The 13,441-nt window shown below is 58.2% G+C and carries 14 protein-coding genes; 4 read left to right on the top strand and 10 right to left on the bottom strand.

Going from position 1 to position 13,441, the window contains the following annotated elements; all coding sequences use genetic code 11:
• Positions 1–12: 12 nt before the first annotated feature.
• From phnK to phnG, 6 genes are read right to left on the bottom strand one after another with little or no spacing between them, the layout of a single operon-like run.
• A complete protein-coding gene (gene phnK, locus NOR97_RS02840; protein WP_257600149.1) occupies positions 13–783 on the bottom strand; it encodes a phosphonate C-P lyase system protein PhnK in 771 nt (256 codons plus the stop codon).
• Positions 780–1,640 (bottom strand): alpha-D-ribose 1-methylphosphonate 5-phosphate C-P-lyase PhnJ, encoded by an 861-nt coding sequence (locus tag NOR97_RS02835; protein ID WP_257600148.1) that lies wholly within the window; start codon positions 1,638–1,640, stop codon positions 780–782. Before NOR97_RS02835 ends, phnK begins: the two co-directional genes overlap by 4 nt.
• Positions 1,637–2,233 (bottom strand): HAD family phosphatase, encoded by a 597-nt coding sequence (locus NOR97_RS02830; RefSeq protein ID WP_170344870.1) that lies wholly within the window; start codon positions 2,231–2,233, stop codon positions 1,637–1,639. The genes NOR97_RS02835 and NOR97_RS02830 overlap by 4 nt, the downstream gene beginning before the upstream one ends.
• Positions 2,230–3,318 (bottom strand): carbon-phosphorus lyase complex subunit PhnI, encoded by a 1,089-nt coding sequence (locus NOR97_RS02825; RefSeq protein ID WP_257600147.1) that lies wholly within the window; start codon positions 3,316–3,318, stop codon positions 2,230–2,232. The genes NOR97_RS02830 and NOR97_RS02825 overlap by 4 nt, the downstream gene beginning before the upstream one ends.
• A 3-nt stretch (positions 3,319–3,321) precedes the next feature.
• Positions 3,322–3,897, bottom strand: a complete 576-nt coding sequence (gene phnH, locus NOR97_RS02820) for a phosphonate C-P lyase system protein PhnH (protein WP_257600146.1) — start codon at positions 3,895–3,897, stop codon at positions 3,322–3,324.
• Entirely contained in the window at positions 3,897–4,355 is a 459-nt protein-coding gene (gene phnG, locus NOR97_RS02815) for a phosphonate C-P lyase system protein PhnG (protein WP_257600145.1), read from the bottom strand. The genes phnH and phnG overlap by 1 nt, the downstream gene beginning before the upstream one ends.
• A 103-nt stretch (positions 4,356–4,458) precedes the next feature.
• Between phnG and phnF the strand changes: the two genes are divergently transcribed.
• Together phnF and rpe are read left to right on the top strand one after the other, a co-directional pair.
• The gene (gene phnF / locus NOR97_RS02810; protein WP_257600144.1) at positions 4,459–5,169 is read left to right on the top strand and encodes a phosphonate metabolism transcriptional regulator PhnF; all 711 of its coding nucleotides are present in this window, start codon (positions 4,459–4,461) and stop codon (positions 5,167–5,169) included.
• A gap of 169 nt (positions 5,170–5,338) precedes the next feature.
• Complete coding sequence (gene rpe / locus NOR97_RS02805) at positions 5,339–6,028, top strand: ribulose-phosphate 3-epimerase (protein WP_257600143.1); 690 nt, start codon at positions 5,339–5,341, stop codon at positions 6,026–6,028.
• A gap of 279 nt (positions 6,029–6,307) precedes the next feature.
• Here rpe and NOR97_RS02800 read toward each other — a convergent pair whose 3' ends face one another.
• The 4 genes from NOR97_RS02800 to NOR97_RS02785 all read right to left on the bottom strand — a co-directional run bounded on the left by NOR97_RS02800 (position 6,308) and on the right by NOR97_RS02785 (position 11,674).
• A complete protein-coding gene (locus NOR97_RS02800; protein WP_257600142.1) occupies positions 6,308–7,207 on the bottom strand; it encodes a hypothetical protein in 900 nt (299 codons plus the stop codon).
• Positions 7,208–7,347: 140 nt separating this feature from the next.
• Positions 7,348–8,523: an elongation factor Tu gene (gene tuf, locus NOR97_RS02795; protein WP_152457114.1), complete on the bottom strand. Its 1,176-nt coding sequence runs from the start codon at positions 8,521–8,523 to the stop codon at positions 7,348–7,350.
• Between the two features lie 115 nt (positions 8,524–8,638).
• Positions 8,639–9,229, bottom strand: a complete 591-nt coding sequence (locus tag NOR97_RS02790; RefSeq protein ID WP_257600141.1) for a hypothetical protein — start codon at positions 9,227–9,229, stop codon at positions 8,639–8,641.
• 96 nt (positions 9,230–9,325) lie between these two features.
• Positions 9,326–11,674 (bottom strand): DNA topoisomerase IV subunit A, encoded by a 2,349-nt coding sequence (locus tag NOR97_RS02785; RefSeq protein ID WP_257600140.1) that lies wholly within the window; start codon positions 11,672–11,674, stop codon positions 9,326–9,328.
• Positions 11,675–11,877: 203 nt separating this feature from the next.
• Here NOR97_RS02785 and NOR97_RS02780 point away from each other — a divergent pair, with 203 nt between their 5' ends.
• Entirely contained in the window at positions 11,878–12,507 is a 630-nt protein-coding gene (locus NOR97_RS02780; protein WP_253285455.1) for an SH3 domain-containing protein, read from the top strand.
• A 69-nt stretch (positions 12,508–12,576) separates the two neighbouring features.
• On the top strand, positions 12,577–13,404 hold the full coding sequence (locus NOR97_RS02775; RefSeq protein WP_170344861.1) for an SDR family NAD(P)-dependent oxidoreductase: 828 nt from the start codon (positions 12,577–12,579) through the stop codon (positions 13,402–13,404).
• Positions 13,405–13,441 lie beyond the last annotated feature (37 nt).

The following is a 13,441-nucleotide window of genomic DNA, read 5'->3' as shown; positions in this document are numbered from 1 at the left end:
TTCCCCAAAGCCTCAAACCTGCAAAACGCTGGATACCAGCAACTGCGTATAGGCATGTTGCGGGTCGTCCAGTACCTGATCCGTCAGCCCGGCCTCGACCACGCGACCGCGTTTCATCACCATCAACCGGTCCGCTAGCAGACGCACCACGGCAAGATCATGGGTGACGATGATCGCACTCAACCTCATTTCACGCACGAGTCCGCGCAACAAATCCAGTAAACGCGCCTGCACCGACACATCCAGACCACCAGTCGGTTCGTCCATGAACACCAGCCGAGGACCTGTCACCAGATTGCGCGCAATCTGCAAACGTTGCTGCATCCCGCCCGAAAACGCGCTGGGGCGGTCATCGACGCGGCTCTCGTCAATTTCGACCCGGCTCAGCCAGTCAATGGCCTTACCCCGAATGCTGCCATAGTGGCGTTCGCCGACGGCCATCAGCCGCTCGCCTATGTTGCCTCCTGCGCTGACAGACATCCGCAACCCGTCGCGCGCGTGTTGATGGACAAAGGCCCAGTCGGTGCGGCTCAGCATCCGGCGCTCTGGCTCGGACATTGTGACCGTATCGACCGGGCCGTCTGCACGGGTATCAAAAATCACCTGCCCGGCGTCAGGCTTCAGAAGACCGGCCATACAGTTGAGCAAGGTCGACTTGCCGGACCCACTTTCACCAACGATTCCCATCACTTCTCCGGGGAAGAGATCAAAATTCACATCCGCGCATCCGATCCGGCGGCCATAGCGTTTTTCAACGCCCTTGACTTGCAACAAAGGAGTCATTGCGCGTTCTTTCCGGCCAATCGGCCTGCATGCCCCGCCTCACGGAGTGACCGGCAGTAATCCGTGTCGGAACAGACAAACATCCGGCTGCCCGCGTCATCCATGATGACCTCATCCAGATAGCTGTCTTCGGCCCCGCACAGGTCGCAGGGATGATCGGCCTTGGTGGCCTCGAACGGATAGTCCTCGAAATCGAGGCTCACGACCCTGGTATGCGGTGGCACCGCATAAATGCGCTGCTCGCGCCCGGCGCCAAACAGCTGGATCGCGTCCATCTCAAGCTTTGGATTGTCGAATTTCGGAATTGGGGACGGGTCCATCACATAGCGCCCCGACACCTTCACCGGATAGGCATAAGCGGTCGAAATCGCCCCGTGCTGGCTGATATCCTCGTACAGTTTCACATGCATCAGCCCGTATTCCTCAAGACTGTGCATCTTGCGCGTCTCGGTCTCGCGCGGTTCCAGAAAGCGCAGAGGTTCCGGAATCGGCACCTGATAAACTATGATCTGGTCTTCGCGCAACTTCGTCTCGGGGATGCGGTGGCGGGTCTGAATGATTGTGGCCTTTTCCGTCTTTTCCGTGGTGGCGACCCCTGCGGTGTTTTCAAAGAACTTGCGGATGGATACGGCGTTGGTCGTGTCGTCTGCGCCCTGATCGATCACCTTGAACGTATCCTCGGGCGTCAACACAGCGGCTGAAACCTGTACGCCCCCGGTACCCCAGCCATAGGGCATCGGCATCTCGCGACTGGCAAACGGCACCTGGTACCCCGGGATGGCCAAGCCTTTGAGGATCGCCCGGCGGATCATCCGCTTGGTTTGCTCGTCCAGATAGGCGAAATTGTATGCGCTCATAAGCAGCCTCTTTCTGCAAGAGCACGTTCCAGCGCGTGCGGCGCGGAGAAGTGGATCCCATCCATGCCCACAGCACGCGCGCCTTCGACATTGTGCAGCCCGTCATCGATGAAAATGCAGTTCTCAGGTAAAAGCCCGGCCCGCTTGCACAGCAGATTGAAAATCTCTGGCTGAGGCTTCAAAAGCTTCTCCTGCCCCGACACGACGGTGACACCAAACACTTCGCCCAATTCAGGATGTGCCCCCACTCCGACAGGCCAGGTTTCCGCTGACCAATTGGTGATCGCGTGAACCGGAGTGCCCTTTTCTTTCAACCGATAGAGCACCTGCCAGGTCCCCTCGATCTTTTGCGGAACGGTTCTGGCATAACGTTCAACGTAAACACTGAGGCGCTGCCGATCTTCCGCATTATCCAGTTCAGCGGCCAGATCGGCGAACATCTCTCCTCCATCGGCCCTCAGGTTGCGTTCGGGGAAATTGATGCGCGTCAGGAACTCTGTCACCGCCTCGCGGCTGCCCATCTCCTCCAGCCATGCCAGATGCGGATCCCACTGGACCAGCACGTTTCCGATATCAAAAACGACGGCTTTCATTCCACGGCCTCCTCTGACATGCGCTCTTGGGCCTTTCGGCGCAGTTTGCGGAGCAGTTCCAGCTCGGACTGGAAATCGACGTAATGCGGCAGTTTGATATGTTCGAGAAAGCCGGTAGCCTGAATGTTGTCCGCATGGCTCAGGACAAATTCTTCATCCTGCGCGGGCGCGCCCACGTTGTCTTCACCCAACTCTTCCCACCGCAAGGCCCGATCGACCAGTGCCATCGCGATGGATTTTCGTTCAGACTGGCCAAAGACCAGCCCATAGCCGCGCGTGAACTGCGGCGGTTCCGTTTTCGAACCGGTGAACTGGTTCACCGTTTCACATTCGGTCAGCTCGACCTCGCCGATATCGATGGCAAAGCCCAGCTCGGGGATGTCCAGCTCAACCACGACCTTGCCGATACGCAATTCTCCGACAAAGGCGTGGTTGCGGGCGTAACCGCGCTGGGTCGAATAAGCCATGCCCAGCACAAAACCCTCGTCCCCACGGGTCAACGACTGAAGGCGCACCGGGCGGGTGGACGGGAACTCCATCGGTTCACGGGTCAGATCGCCCGGAACGTCATCGCGGGCCGGTTCATCCTGAATGATACCCTCATCCTTCAGGAATGCGGTAATATGCGGCGTCGGTTCCAGCCGCACGGGGCCTTCAGGCGCCTTTGGAATTTCGCCCTCGGCCGCCAGCTTGAAATCCAGCAGTCGGTGGGTGTAGTCGAAGGTTGACCCCAGAACCTGACCACCGGGAACATCTTTGAACGTGGCCGAGACCCGGCGATCACAGGCCATGTCGCCGGTTTTGACGGGATTGGAACAGCCGAAACGAGGCAGGGTCGTGCGGTAAGCGCGGACGAGGAAAATCGCTTCGATCAGATCGCCGCGTGCCTGTTTGATCGCCAGCGCGGCAAGGTCGGGATCGTACAGCGACCCCTCGGCCATGACCCGGTTCACCGCAAGGCTCAACTGTTCACGGATCTGCGCAAGGCTCAGTTCCGCGACATCTGTTGCACCGCGGCGTTCTTCGGCAAGCCACGCATGGGCATTCTCGATGGCTTTTTCGCCTCCTTTGACAGCGACATACATGGCTTACCCCCTGGACCTGATTTGCGTGCTACGCGGCAGAGCCGCGACCGCCTCACCGCAGGTAAAGAAAAAATCACACCCCAAAGGGTAAAGCAGCGCATTGTTCTGAAGAGCCTGAACATCCGGCAGAGAAAGCCGCGCCGTGTCCCGGATGCCGGGGCCGCTCAGAACCGCACCATTCTGCTCCAGCCGCCTGCATTCCACAACAAGCGTCGCGGACCGGTCCGGGTATTCCGGCGTCCCGATACGATAGGTTTTGAGCGGCGCCAATGCATCCCACGTGCCTAGGGCAAAATCAGCCTCTTCCGCCGCCACTATCGGTGCACCCGTGTGAAAGGTCAGCCATTCGCGCACCGAACCGGTATCGGCTTCACCCGCCAGGTGAACATTTGTCTCGGCGTCGCAAAGCGTCAGAAGCAGCGTGCCAGCCGCGACGGACAAGGGCGCAGGTGGTTCACAGCCAGCCAGCGCGCGGATTTCACCCGGACGCGCCATGACGGTCATGGCCGCGCGGAATGCATGTGCCGCGCCGACAGGTGCGTCTATAAAGCCCCCCGAGAACCGCATTTGATCAGGCATCAGTCTTCCCCCCGAGCCAGCGTGAAAAACTCGACCTTGGTGGCCGCTGCCTTTGCGGCGCGCGCTGTCTTGATCGACTGCATTTGCAGCCTCAACGGATCAAGCAGCCGTTCCTGCAAATCATCAGAAGCGACCGTCTGCATCATCGCATCAATCAATGCCGCCGCTTCTGCCTTGGATTTCGACCTGCCCTGAACATATCCGTGACCGACCGTACCATCCTGCAACACGACCGAGCAGCGCGTAACGGTCATTTCGCCCAGGTTGAACAAAGCGCCGGTTCCTCCGATGCGGCCACGCACCATGACACCACCCACTTCGGGCCTGCGCAGCCATTCGAAACTCGGGCAGTCCTGAATGCCGTCCCACAGCGTCATCAGGGCGGCGTCCGGCGCGCGCGCCAGCAGACCCATCCATTCCTTCCGTGCCTTGATCCCGATTTCCGTCTGGTTTGCCATCAAAGCCTCTTGGACAGGTTGTCTACATGAACTATACAACTAGACAAATGTTAACTGACAGGTTGTCAAAACGCAATCTGCGACCGTTTGAAGGTTTGGTGGTGTGAGCAAAACGCCGATCTGGAAAAGTATTGCCCTGCGCCTGACCTCGGACATCGCCGAGGGACGCTATCAAACCGGAGATCGCCTGCCGACCGAAGCCCAGCTGGCCGCCACCTATGGCGTCAACCGCCACACGGTACGGCGCGCTTTGGCTGACATGTCTGATCAGGGTCTGGTGCACGCTCGGCGCGGTGCGGGCGTTTTTGTTGCGGCACGGCCAACGGATTATCCGATCGGCAAAAGGGTGCGCTATCACAAGAACATCTCGGCCAGCGGCAAGATACCGGGCAAGAAAATCCTGGCTTTGACCACGCGCGTCGCCGATGAAGCCGAAGCCGAAGCTCTGGGCCTGAACAAGGGTGATCCAGTGCACGTCTATGACGGATTGTCCCTGGCAGACGGGCAGCCCATAGCCCTGTTTCAGAGCGTTTTCCCCGCGGAACGATTTCCGGATATCTTGCAGACATTGACCGAAACCCAATCTGTCACCAAAGCGCTGCAAGCCTGCGGCGTCAGGGATTACGTCCGCGTGTCGACTCGCCTGACCGCCCGCGGGGCGACCGCAACGCAGGCGTTGCAACTTCAATTGTCTGAAGGTGCTCCTGTTCTCTTCTCGGTCGGCATCAATGCCGACCCGGATGGACGGCCAGTCGAGTACGGCCGCACGGTTTTCGCGGGTGAGCGTGTAACGCTGACCCTGAACGAGGCATAAGCCAACAAAGGTTCTCAGCCGCATCCGACCGCCGGTCCCAGGTCTCAGCCCATTGGGTCAGATGCCACGCGGTGAGAGTTTTGTGGCAACACAGCGTTTGCGGGGGCTATCCATCCCACCGGCTCACGGGTATACGCATCCGCGACTCTTCAGCTGATACGAGGCCACCATGAGCTTTGACCGCACCATCAAGATCGCGCCGTCTATCCTGTCCGCCGATTTCGCCAATTTCGGACAGGAAATTCAGGCCATCGAAGCGCAGGGCGCCGACTGGGTTCATGTTGACGTGATGGATGGCCATTTCGTTCCAAACCTGACCTTTGGCCCTCCAGCCGTGAAAGCCTTTCGCCCGCATGTGAAAACGGTGATGGACGTTCACCTGATGATCACGCCGGTCGATCCCTACATCCAGGCCTATGCCGATGCCGGAGCGGACATTCTGACCGCACATGTCGAAGCTGGCCCCCACACCCATCGCACCTTGCAGGCCATTCGCGGTGCCGGAATGAAAGCCGGCGTTGCCCTGAACCCCGGCACCCCCGCCGAAGCGGTCGAGCATCTGCTGGACCTCACGGATCTGGTTTGCGTGATGACCGTGAACCCCGGCTTTGGGGGCCAGAAATTCATCGACATGACCGGCAAGGTCAAAAAACTGCGCCAGATGATCGGTGATCGTCCGGTGCATATCGAGATTGACGGTGGCGTCGACCCGAATACCGCCCCGCTGGTGGCCGCGGCGGGTGCGGATGTGCTGGTGGCCGGTTCCGCGGTGTTCAAGGGCGGATCGGTGGATCAGCCGGAGGTTTATGGTGAGAACATCCGGGCTGTTCGGGCGGCGGCTGAATCAGCACTGTCCTGATTTGCAATCACCAGCGGCTGTCGGCAAGACCGTCAGCCGCCGGTTTGGATCACAGCCCTTGCCAAATAGGGGCTTCAATCCGCGCGGACCGCGCCCACATGAGACGCTCTGCCCGTTTCCTTGACGTTGCGGCAAGAGGAGGACAGACGCGCATCGCCAACCTTCGTCACGCCTCAAAAGCGGGAATCACCCCGCCTTGATGTTCTCGTTGAGAACGCGCGCGTGTTGGTGGGGTTGGTAGAGTTTGGTAAGGGGGAAGTTGGAAGCAATAAGAGCCAATCAATCAGTATCTTCCAAGATGAATTTCGTACAGGATTCATCACTGGGTATTTTGGACCAACCTTCAGATGTAAGTTCGAACATTTCAACTCGACTAAGTGTGTAGACAATTGCAGGAAATACCAATGGACGGCCTTTTACGATTACTTGCGTGCCATATCTATACTCAAGTGCTTCTAGCTCATCTCTAAAATATGACTGGTCTGGGTCGAAAATAGTCGCAAGCACCTGAACTCCTATCCTCTCGCCTTCCTGAAAATTAGCGTAGTCACTTCCCGAAAAAGGGATGTGGTACTTAACAGGCGTGGCAACGTCCGAATGTAGCGTTACCCAAGTGGTCTTTTCCTTTTCTAAGTCGAGGCCTAGGAGCGCGCTGCCTTCACCGTCATTATTTGTAATGTCTTGGGCTGTTTGGTATTCCGCGAAAGTTTCCCAATGCGCTCCGGTCCAGAAGTCTCTATTAAAGCAACGCACAAAATCGAATGTGAAATAGTTTGCTGCAGCTAAACGATTAATTCCATTGTTTCTGACCTTCCACTCAAACTCAAAATGTTCAAACTCACCTGAATACCGCCCTTCGACAAATTCAGGTGATACATCTGGTGAAAATCTTTCGAGTAAAAAGCGCTTTATTCCAAAGTCATCCATCTTGTCCTTAGACGAAATTGACCTTTCTTGGTTATAAACTGACTGAGTTAGCACAATCGTTTGCTTGTTTAAGATTATTAGTTGCCATCCCAGAAAACCCAATCCCAACAATGAGATCAAAACACCCAAGCCAACAAGCCGCAATTCATACTTCTTGTATCGCAGTTCTAACGCCTCAGTCAGTTCTCCTTTAGCATTTTGAAGTGGCAACTTGGGCCCACTTTCTTCAATATCAGTCTCGCCTTCCTCCACCCAATCTACTCCTTGTCGCAGACTACTTTAACAAATGCCGATGCAGTTTATTGCCGTTCAACAGTCGAAGCAATAAATCACAGCAACAAAAAGGGCGCCCCGCGGGACGCCCTTTCCGTCTGATCATTCGCTTGCGCGAATTATTCAATAATTTTGGAAACAACGCCGGCGCCCACGGTGCGGCCGCCTTCGCGGATCGCGAAACGCAGGCCGTTTTCCATCGCGATGGGCGCGATCAGCTCAACGCCGAACGACACGTTGTCGCCGGGCATGACCATCTCGGTGCCTTCGGCCAGGGTCACGGTGCCGGTCACGTCCGTCGTACGGAAGTAGAACTGCGGACGGTAGTTCGCGAAGAACGGAGTGTGACGGCCGCCCTCTTCCTTGGTCAGGATATAGGCTTCGGCTTCGAACTTGGTGTGCGGGGTCACCGAACCCGGCTTGCACAGAACCTGGCCACGCTCAACGCCGTCACGGTCAACACCACGCAGCAGCGCGCCGATGTTGTCGCCCGCTTCGCCGCGGTCCAGCAGCTTGCGGAACATTTCAACGCCGGTGCAGGTGGTCTTGGTGGTGTCGCGGATGCCGACGATTTCGATCTCGTCGCCAACGTTGATCACGCCACGCTCGACACGGCCCGTAACAACGGTACCACGGCCCGAGATCGAGAACACGTCTTCGATCGGCATCAGGAACGGCTGGTCAACGGCACGCTCAGGGGTGTCGATATATTCATCAACAGCCGCCATCAGTTCGCGGATCTTGTTCTCGCCGATTTCCGGGTTGTTGCCTTCCATCGCCGCCAGAGCCGAACCTGCGATGATCGGAATATCGTCACCGGGGTAGTCGTAGCTGGACAGCAGTTCGCGAACTTCCATCTCAACCAGTTCCAGCAGCTCTTCGTCATCAACCTGGTCAACTTTGTTCAGGAACACAACCATCTTCGGGATGCCAACCTGGCGGCCCAGCAGGATGTGCTCACGCGTTTGCGGCATCGGGCCGTCTGCGGCGTTCACAACCAAGATCGCGCCGTCCATCTGCGCCGCACCGGTGATCATGTTCTTGACGTAGTCGGCGTGGCCGGGGCAGTCGACATGCGCATAGTGGCGGTTGTCGGTCTCGTATTCCACGTGGGCGGTCGAGATGGTGATGCCGCGCGCTTTCTCTTCCGGCGCACCGTCAATCTGGTCATACGCTTTGAAGTCACCGAAATACTTGGTGATTGCTGCGGTCAGCGTGGTCTTGCCGTGGTCAACGTGGCCAATCGTGCCGATGTTGACGTGCGGTTTTGTACGCTCAAACTTTTCCTTTGCCATTCCTCAGGCGCCCTTTTGCGATTTGGGGGACCCTTGGTCCCGTGGTTACATCTGCGCGCGCGAGATATTTGGTTCAAAGGGGAAAATCAAGCACATCCTGAGGGAAATGCGCCGATCACGTTGGATTTTGCGTAACCTCGACAGATTCCAACGGCTGGATCAGGTCCGGCCTTTTGTCAAACCAGCCATTTTCTTCATGTTCTTCAGCCAGCCATTCCTCGACACGGTCGGCTATTTTGAGGGCCAGGCCGCTCATCTGTTCTTCTTTAGTGCGCTCGTGCCCTGACCCTTTAAATGCACTTCCGCCGGTGGTGTCTTCCAGCACCTGGAATTGCTTCCCCTTGGCCAGAAACTCTTTATTCTTCACGTCATAGACGTTGACCAGCACAATCGCAGTGCTTCTGGGATTGTAAATCACAGGGATCCCCGGCGGAGCCAGCATGTAGCCCTCCAGACTAATGCCGACGTCATATTCCTGCGAGCCGTCGTAACGCCCCAAGCGAATATCAACCGCGTTCTGGATCGCTTTTGTCCATTCTTCAGGTGTGGCGTCCCGCGATACAGGTCCCTGAACGGCCTTGTCCGCAAAGGCATAATTCACACGAAGCTTGAATTCTCCGAGGGATTCAGGCGGCTCATACACCTGTGTCTGTGTGCAAGCGGCCATCAGGGCCAGTCCGGTGATCAGCGTCAGAATGCGCAACATGTCTCGTCTCGATAGGCCTGTTTTTTATTGATCTAGCGCACCGATACGGGTTGTGCCAAGCCGTATCGGCGGAAATTCACCCGCGCTGCTGCGCGATCACGAAAACTTATAGTCACGCGGGAAGCCATAGGGCGGTTTTTTCCCGACGCTGGCCCGTTTTGCCAGCCATTGCGTCATATCCGCCTCATGTCGGGTCTTGTCGCCGCCCATGGACCATTTCAGGCCCTCTTCCCAGTTGAAGGTCGTTACATCCGACAAACCGCCATCCAGCTCGAGCGTTCCCTGCCGGCCACGCGCCATATTGTACTTTTGCAAACGCACGCCTTTTCCGCGCGTCATCTCGGGCAGCTCCTGGGTTGGGAAAACAAGGAACTTGCCGTTTTGCGACACCACGGCGACGTGGTCTCCGTCAACCGGCTTGCAGATCATCGCGGTCTCGTCACCCTTGACGTTCAGCACTTGTTTGCCGTTGCGCGTCTGCGCCAGCACATCATCTTCGGGCACCACGAAGCCGTTGCCCGCGTCCGAAGCCACCAAAAGCTTGCGGCCGGGTTTGTGGATCAGAATGTCGATGATCTGCGCCTCGTTGGGCAGATCCACCATCAGGCGCAAAGGCTCGCCCATGCCGCGCCCACCCGGCAGGTTGGCTGCGCTGACAGTATAGAATCGGCCATTCGAGGCAAAGACCAGCAACCGGTCGGTCGTTTCCGCGTGGAAGATGAAACGCGGGCCGTCGCCGTCCTTGAACTTCAACTCGCGCTTCAGGTCGATATGGCCTGTCATGGCGCGAATCCAGCCCATCTGAGAGCAGACGACCGTGATCGGTTCCTTGTCGATCATCGCCTCAAGCGGAACTTCCTCGATCTGCCCGGCCTCGGCGAACTGCGTTCGACGCGCACCGCCTTCGTAGTCTTTGCCAAAGGTCTTCTTGGTCTCTTTCAACTGCTCGGCAATCCTGGCCCATTGCAGGGCGGGATCGGCCAGCAGATCTTCGAGTTCGGCGCGTTCTTCCATCAGCGCGTCGCGTTCGCGAACCAACTCCATCTCTTCCAGACGGCGCAAGCTGCGCAGGCGCATGTTGAGGATGGCGTCGACCTGAACTTCCGACAGTTCGCCCTCGCCCGGTTTGGGAGAGACATAGTCGGCCTCACTGGTCGCCCGGACATGATCGATGCCCCAGTCCTCGCGCATCAGCGCGGCCTTGGGGTCGTCGTCATAGCGGATGATGTCGATCACACGGTCGAGGTTCAGGAAGGCGACGATGAAGCCTTCGAGCACTTCCAACCGGTGGTCGATCTTGGCCATGCGATGACGCGAGCGGCGCAGCAGCACCTCTTGCCGGTGATCGAGGAAGGCGCGCAGCACCTCTTTCATCGAGCAGACCTTGGGCGTCACCCCGTCGATCAGCACGTTCATGTTCAGGCTGAACCGCACCTCGAGGTCCGAGTTGCGATAGAGCATGCCCATCAGCACCTCGGGGTCCACGTTCTTGGAGCGCGGTTCGAGGATCAGACGGATGTCATCGGCGGATTCGTCGCGCACATCCGCGAGGATCGGGATTTTCTTGCTCTGGATCAGTTCCGCGATTTTTTCGATCAGCTTGGACTTCTGAACCTGATAGGGAATCTCGGTAACGACGATCTGCCACTGACCGCGGCCCAGATCCTCGACCTCGAACTTGCAGCGCAGCCGGAACGAGCCGCGCCCGGTACGATAGGCCTGGGCGATGTTCTCGGGCGGTTCGACGATCACGCCACCGGTCGGAAAATCCGGTCCGGGGACGTAGTTCAGCAGCGTGTCGTCGCGCGCATCCGGCGTCTTGATCAGGTGCAGGCAGGCGTCACAAAGCTCCGAGATGTTGTGCGGCGGGATGTTCGTGGCCATGCCGACGGCGATACCGCTGGCGCCGTTGGCCAGCAGGTTCGGAAACTGCGCAGGCAACACCACCGGTTCGGTCAGCGTGCCATCATAGTTGTCGCGGAAATCCACGGCGTCTTCGTTCAGACCCTCAAGCAGCGCCTCGGCCACGATGGTCATGCGCGCCTCGGTGTAACGCGAGGCCGCCGGGTTGTCGCCGTCGATATTGCCGAAATTCCCCTGACCGTCGACCAGCGGGTAACGCACGTTGAAGTCCTGCGCCAGGCGCGCCATTGCATCGTAAATCGCGGCGTCGCCGTGCGGATGGTAATTGCCCATCACGTCGCCGGAAATCTTGGCGGACTTGCGAAAACCTCCGGTTGCACTGAGTCGCAGCTCTCTCATCGCATAGAGGATTCGCCGGTGCACCGGCTTCAATCCGTCCCGCGCATCCGGCAGGGCACGATGCATGATGGTGGACAGCGCATAGGTCAGATAACGCTCACCTATCGCGCGGCGCAGCGGTTCTGCCACCTCACCCCCGTGGTCGGGGGCCTCCATGTTGGGGTCGTCGATCGTATCGTTCATATATGATGTGATACGACGCAAGGACGCCTTGGTAAAGCAAGCAACGCGTATTTTACTGGGGACAAGTCGGGCTTTTTGCAACAGGGGGAGGCAAGTCGGTGTTTTCCCCGAATTTTCGACTCTGCCCTTCTATTATGCTACCATTCCAACAATTGAATGATTGCTGCCTATTTTGTTGTTACGATTGAATTGGGGGATGCGCCATGACGCGCCTTGTACTTGTTACCTTCGCCGCACTCGGCTGGACTTTTTACGTGATGAGCGGAGGCCCCGACTTTGAGCCGCGCGGGGTCCGCAGCACAGAGCCCGAGCGTGTTGCCAATGCCCCGAGACCTTCAAAGCCAGCTATCGAACCCGCGCCCGCGGAAACGTTGGTCGCGCGTGCTGCGGTGAAGCCCTCGGTGCCGGTCGCACCGGTCACTGAACCCGTCGCCGAGCTGGATGAAGCAGAAACCAAAGCGCTGTTGTCGCAAGTTGCGGCTGGCCTGAAGGCAAACCCCTCGTTGTTCGCTGACGAAAACGTCACTCTGACCCTTGCGTCGCTGGAACAGGGTCTGGCCTCTCTCGAGCAGGTCACCACCGACGCCGAGCTGCCAACGGTTGAACTGCCCGCGCCTGTCGAGGCCGCCAAGGATATCCGCGAAATATCGGGAACCCGCGTGAACCTGCGCGATGGACCGGGGACGATCTATCCGATCATCGGCAAGGCCAGGATCGGTCAGCAGGTTGAAGTCTTTGGGGATTCAGGTACCGGCTGGTTGCGCCTGCGCGTGTTGCCGGGGCAACAGGTTGGGTGGATTTCGGCATCACTCGTCCGGAAAACAACGAACTGACATCGAAGTGTCATTGCCCTGCCGCAAACCCCGCCATAGCTATGGGCGGGGATCAGGCTCGGAAGGCATATGCAGAAATCGATTCTTATCACGGGATGCTCGTCAGGCATCGGTCTGGACGCGGCACACGGCATGCGTGCACGAGGCTGGCGTGTTTTTGCATCCTGCCGCCAGCAACGCGACTGTGATCGCCTACGCGCACAAGGCTTTGAAAGCCCCAGAATCGACTACACCGATACAGACAGCATCACGTCGGGTTTGTCTTATGTTCTTGAGGCAACAGGCGGCTCGCTGGATGCCCTGTTCAACAATGGCGCACATGGCCTGCCCGGCGCGGTAGAGGATGTTCCGACGGATGGCCTGCGCCATATATTTGAGACCAATGTCTTTGGCTGGCACGAGCTGACCCGACAGGTCATTCCCGTCATGCGGGAACAGGGTCATGGCCGGATCGTGCAGTGTTCCTCGGTTCTGGGTCTTGTCGCCTTCCCGTGGCGCGGCGCATATGTCGCCACGAAATACGCGATCGAAGGGCTGACCGACACGCTGCGGCTGGAGCTTCGGGATACCGACATCCACGTCTCCCTGATCGAGCCCGGCCCCATCACCTCGAAACTCCGGGAAAAGGCGATCCCCATGTTCGAGAAATACATCGACTGGGAAAACTCGGCCATTCGGGAAAAGTATGAAGGATCACTGCTGAAGCGTCTTTACGAAAGCAGTGGGCCGGACCGGTTTGAACTGCCCGCCTCTGCCGTCACGGACAAGCTGGCCCATGCGGTCGAGGCCCGACGCCCCAGACCACGTTACTATGTGACCACTCCGACATACATCGCCGGAATCCTGCGCCGGATTCTGCCTACAAACGCCACTGATCGAATCCTTTCGGATATCTGAGACGATATTTCCCGTTCGCTTTTCGACCTCCGGACGC

Origin of the sequence: Ruegeria sp. YS9, assembly GCF_024628725.1 — a bacterium.
GTDB lineage: Bacteria > Pseudomonadota > Alphaproteobacteria > Rhodobacterales > Rhodobacteraceae > Ruegeria > Ruegeria atlantica_C.
The sequence above is the reverse complement of the archived record's forward strand: the minus strand, read 5'-3'. Positions and strand labels throughout refer to the sequence as shown.

Excerpts from the sequence above, each read along its gene's own strand:
- rpe (WP_257600143.1), top strand. The coding sequence starts at position 5,339 with ATGAGCTTTGACCGCACCATCAAGATCGCGCCGTCTATCCTGTCCGCC.
- NOR97_RS02790 (WP_257600141.1), bottom strand. The coding sequence starts at position 9,229 with ATGTTGCGCATTCTGACGCTGATCACCGGACTGGCCCTGATGGCCGCT.
- NOR97_RS02780 (WP_253285455.1), top strand. The coding sequence starts at position 11,878 with ATGACGCGCCTTGTACTTGTTACCTTCGCCGCACTCGGCTGGACTTTT.
- phnH (WP_257600146.1), bottom strand. The coding sequence starts at position 3,897 with ATGCCTGATCAAATGCGGTTCTCGGGGGGCTTTATAGACGCACCTGTC.
- NOR97_RS02785 (WP_257600140.1), bottom strand. The coding sequence starts at position 11,674 with ATGAACGATACGATCGACGACCCCAACATGGAGGCCCCCGACCACGGG.
- NOR97_RS02825 (WP_257600147.1), bottom strand. The coding sequence starts at position 3,318 with ATGTATGTCGCTGTCAAAGGAGGCGAAAAAGCCATCGAGAATGCCCAT.
- NOR97_RS02830 (WP_170344870.1), bottom strand. The coding sequence starts at position 2,233 with ATGAAAGCCGTCGTTTTTGATATCGGAAACGTGCTGGTCCAGTGGGAT.
- NOR97_RS02775 (WP_170344861.1), top strand. The coding sequence starts at position 12,577 with ATGCAGAAATCGATTCTTATCACGGGATGCTCGTCAGGCATCGGTCTG.
- phnG (WP_257600145.1), bottom strand. The coding sequence starts at position 4,355 with ATGGCAAACCAGACGGAAATCGGGATCAAGGCACGGAAGGAATGGATG.
- phnK (WP_257600149.1), bottom strand. The coding sequence starts at position 783 with ATGACTCCTTTGTTGCAAGTCAAGGGCGTTGAAAAACGCTATGGCCGC.
- NOR97_RS02835 (WP_257600148.1), bottom strand. The coding sequence starts at position 1,640 with ATGAGCGCATACAATTTCGCCTATCTGGACGAGCAAACCAAGCGGATG.
- tuf (WP_152457114.1), bottom strand. The coding sequence starts at position 8,523 with ATGGCAAAGGAAAAGTTTGAGCGTACAAAACCGCACGTCAACATCGGC.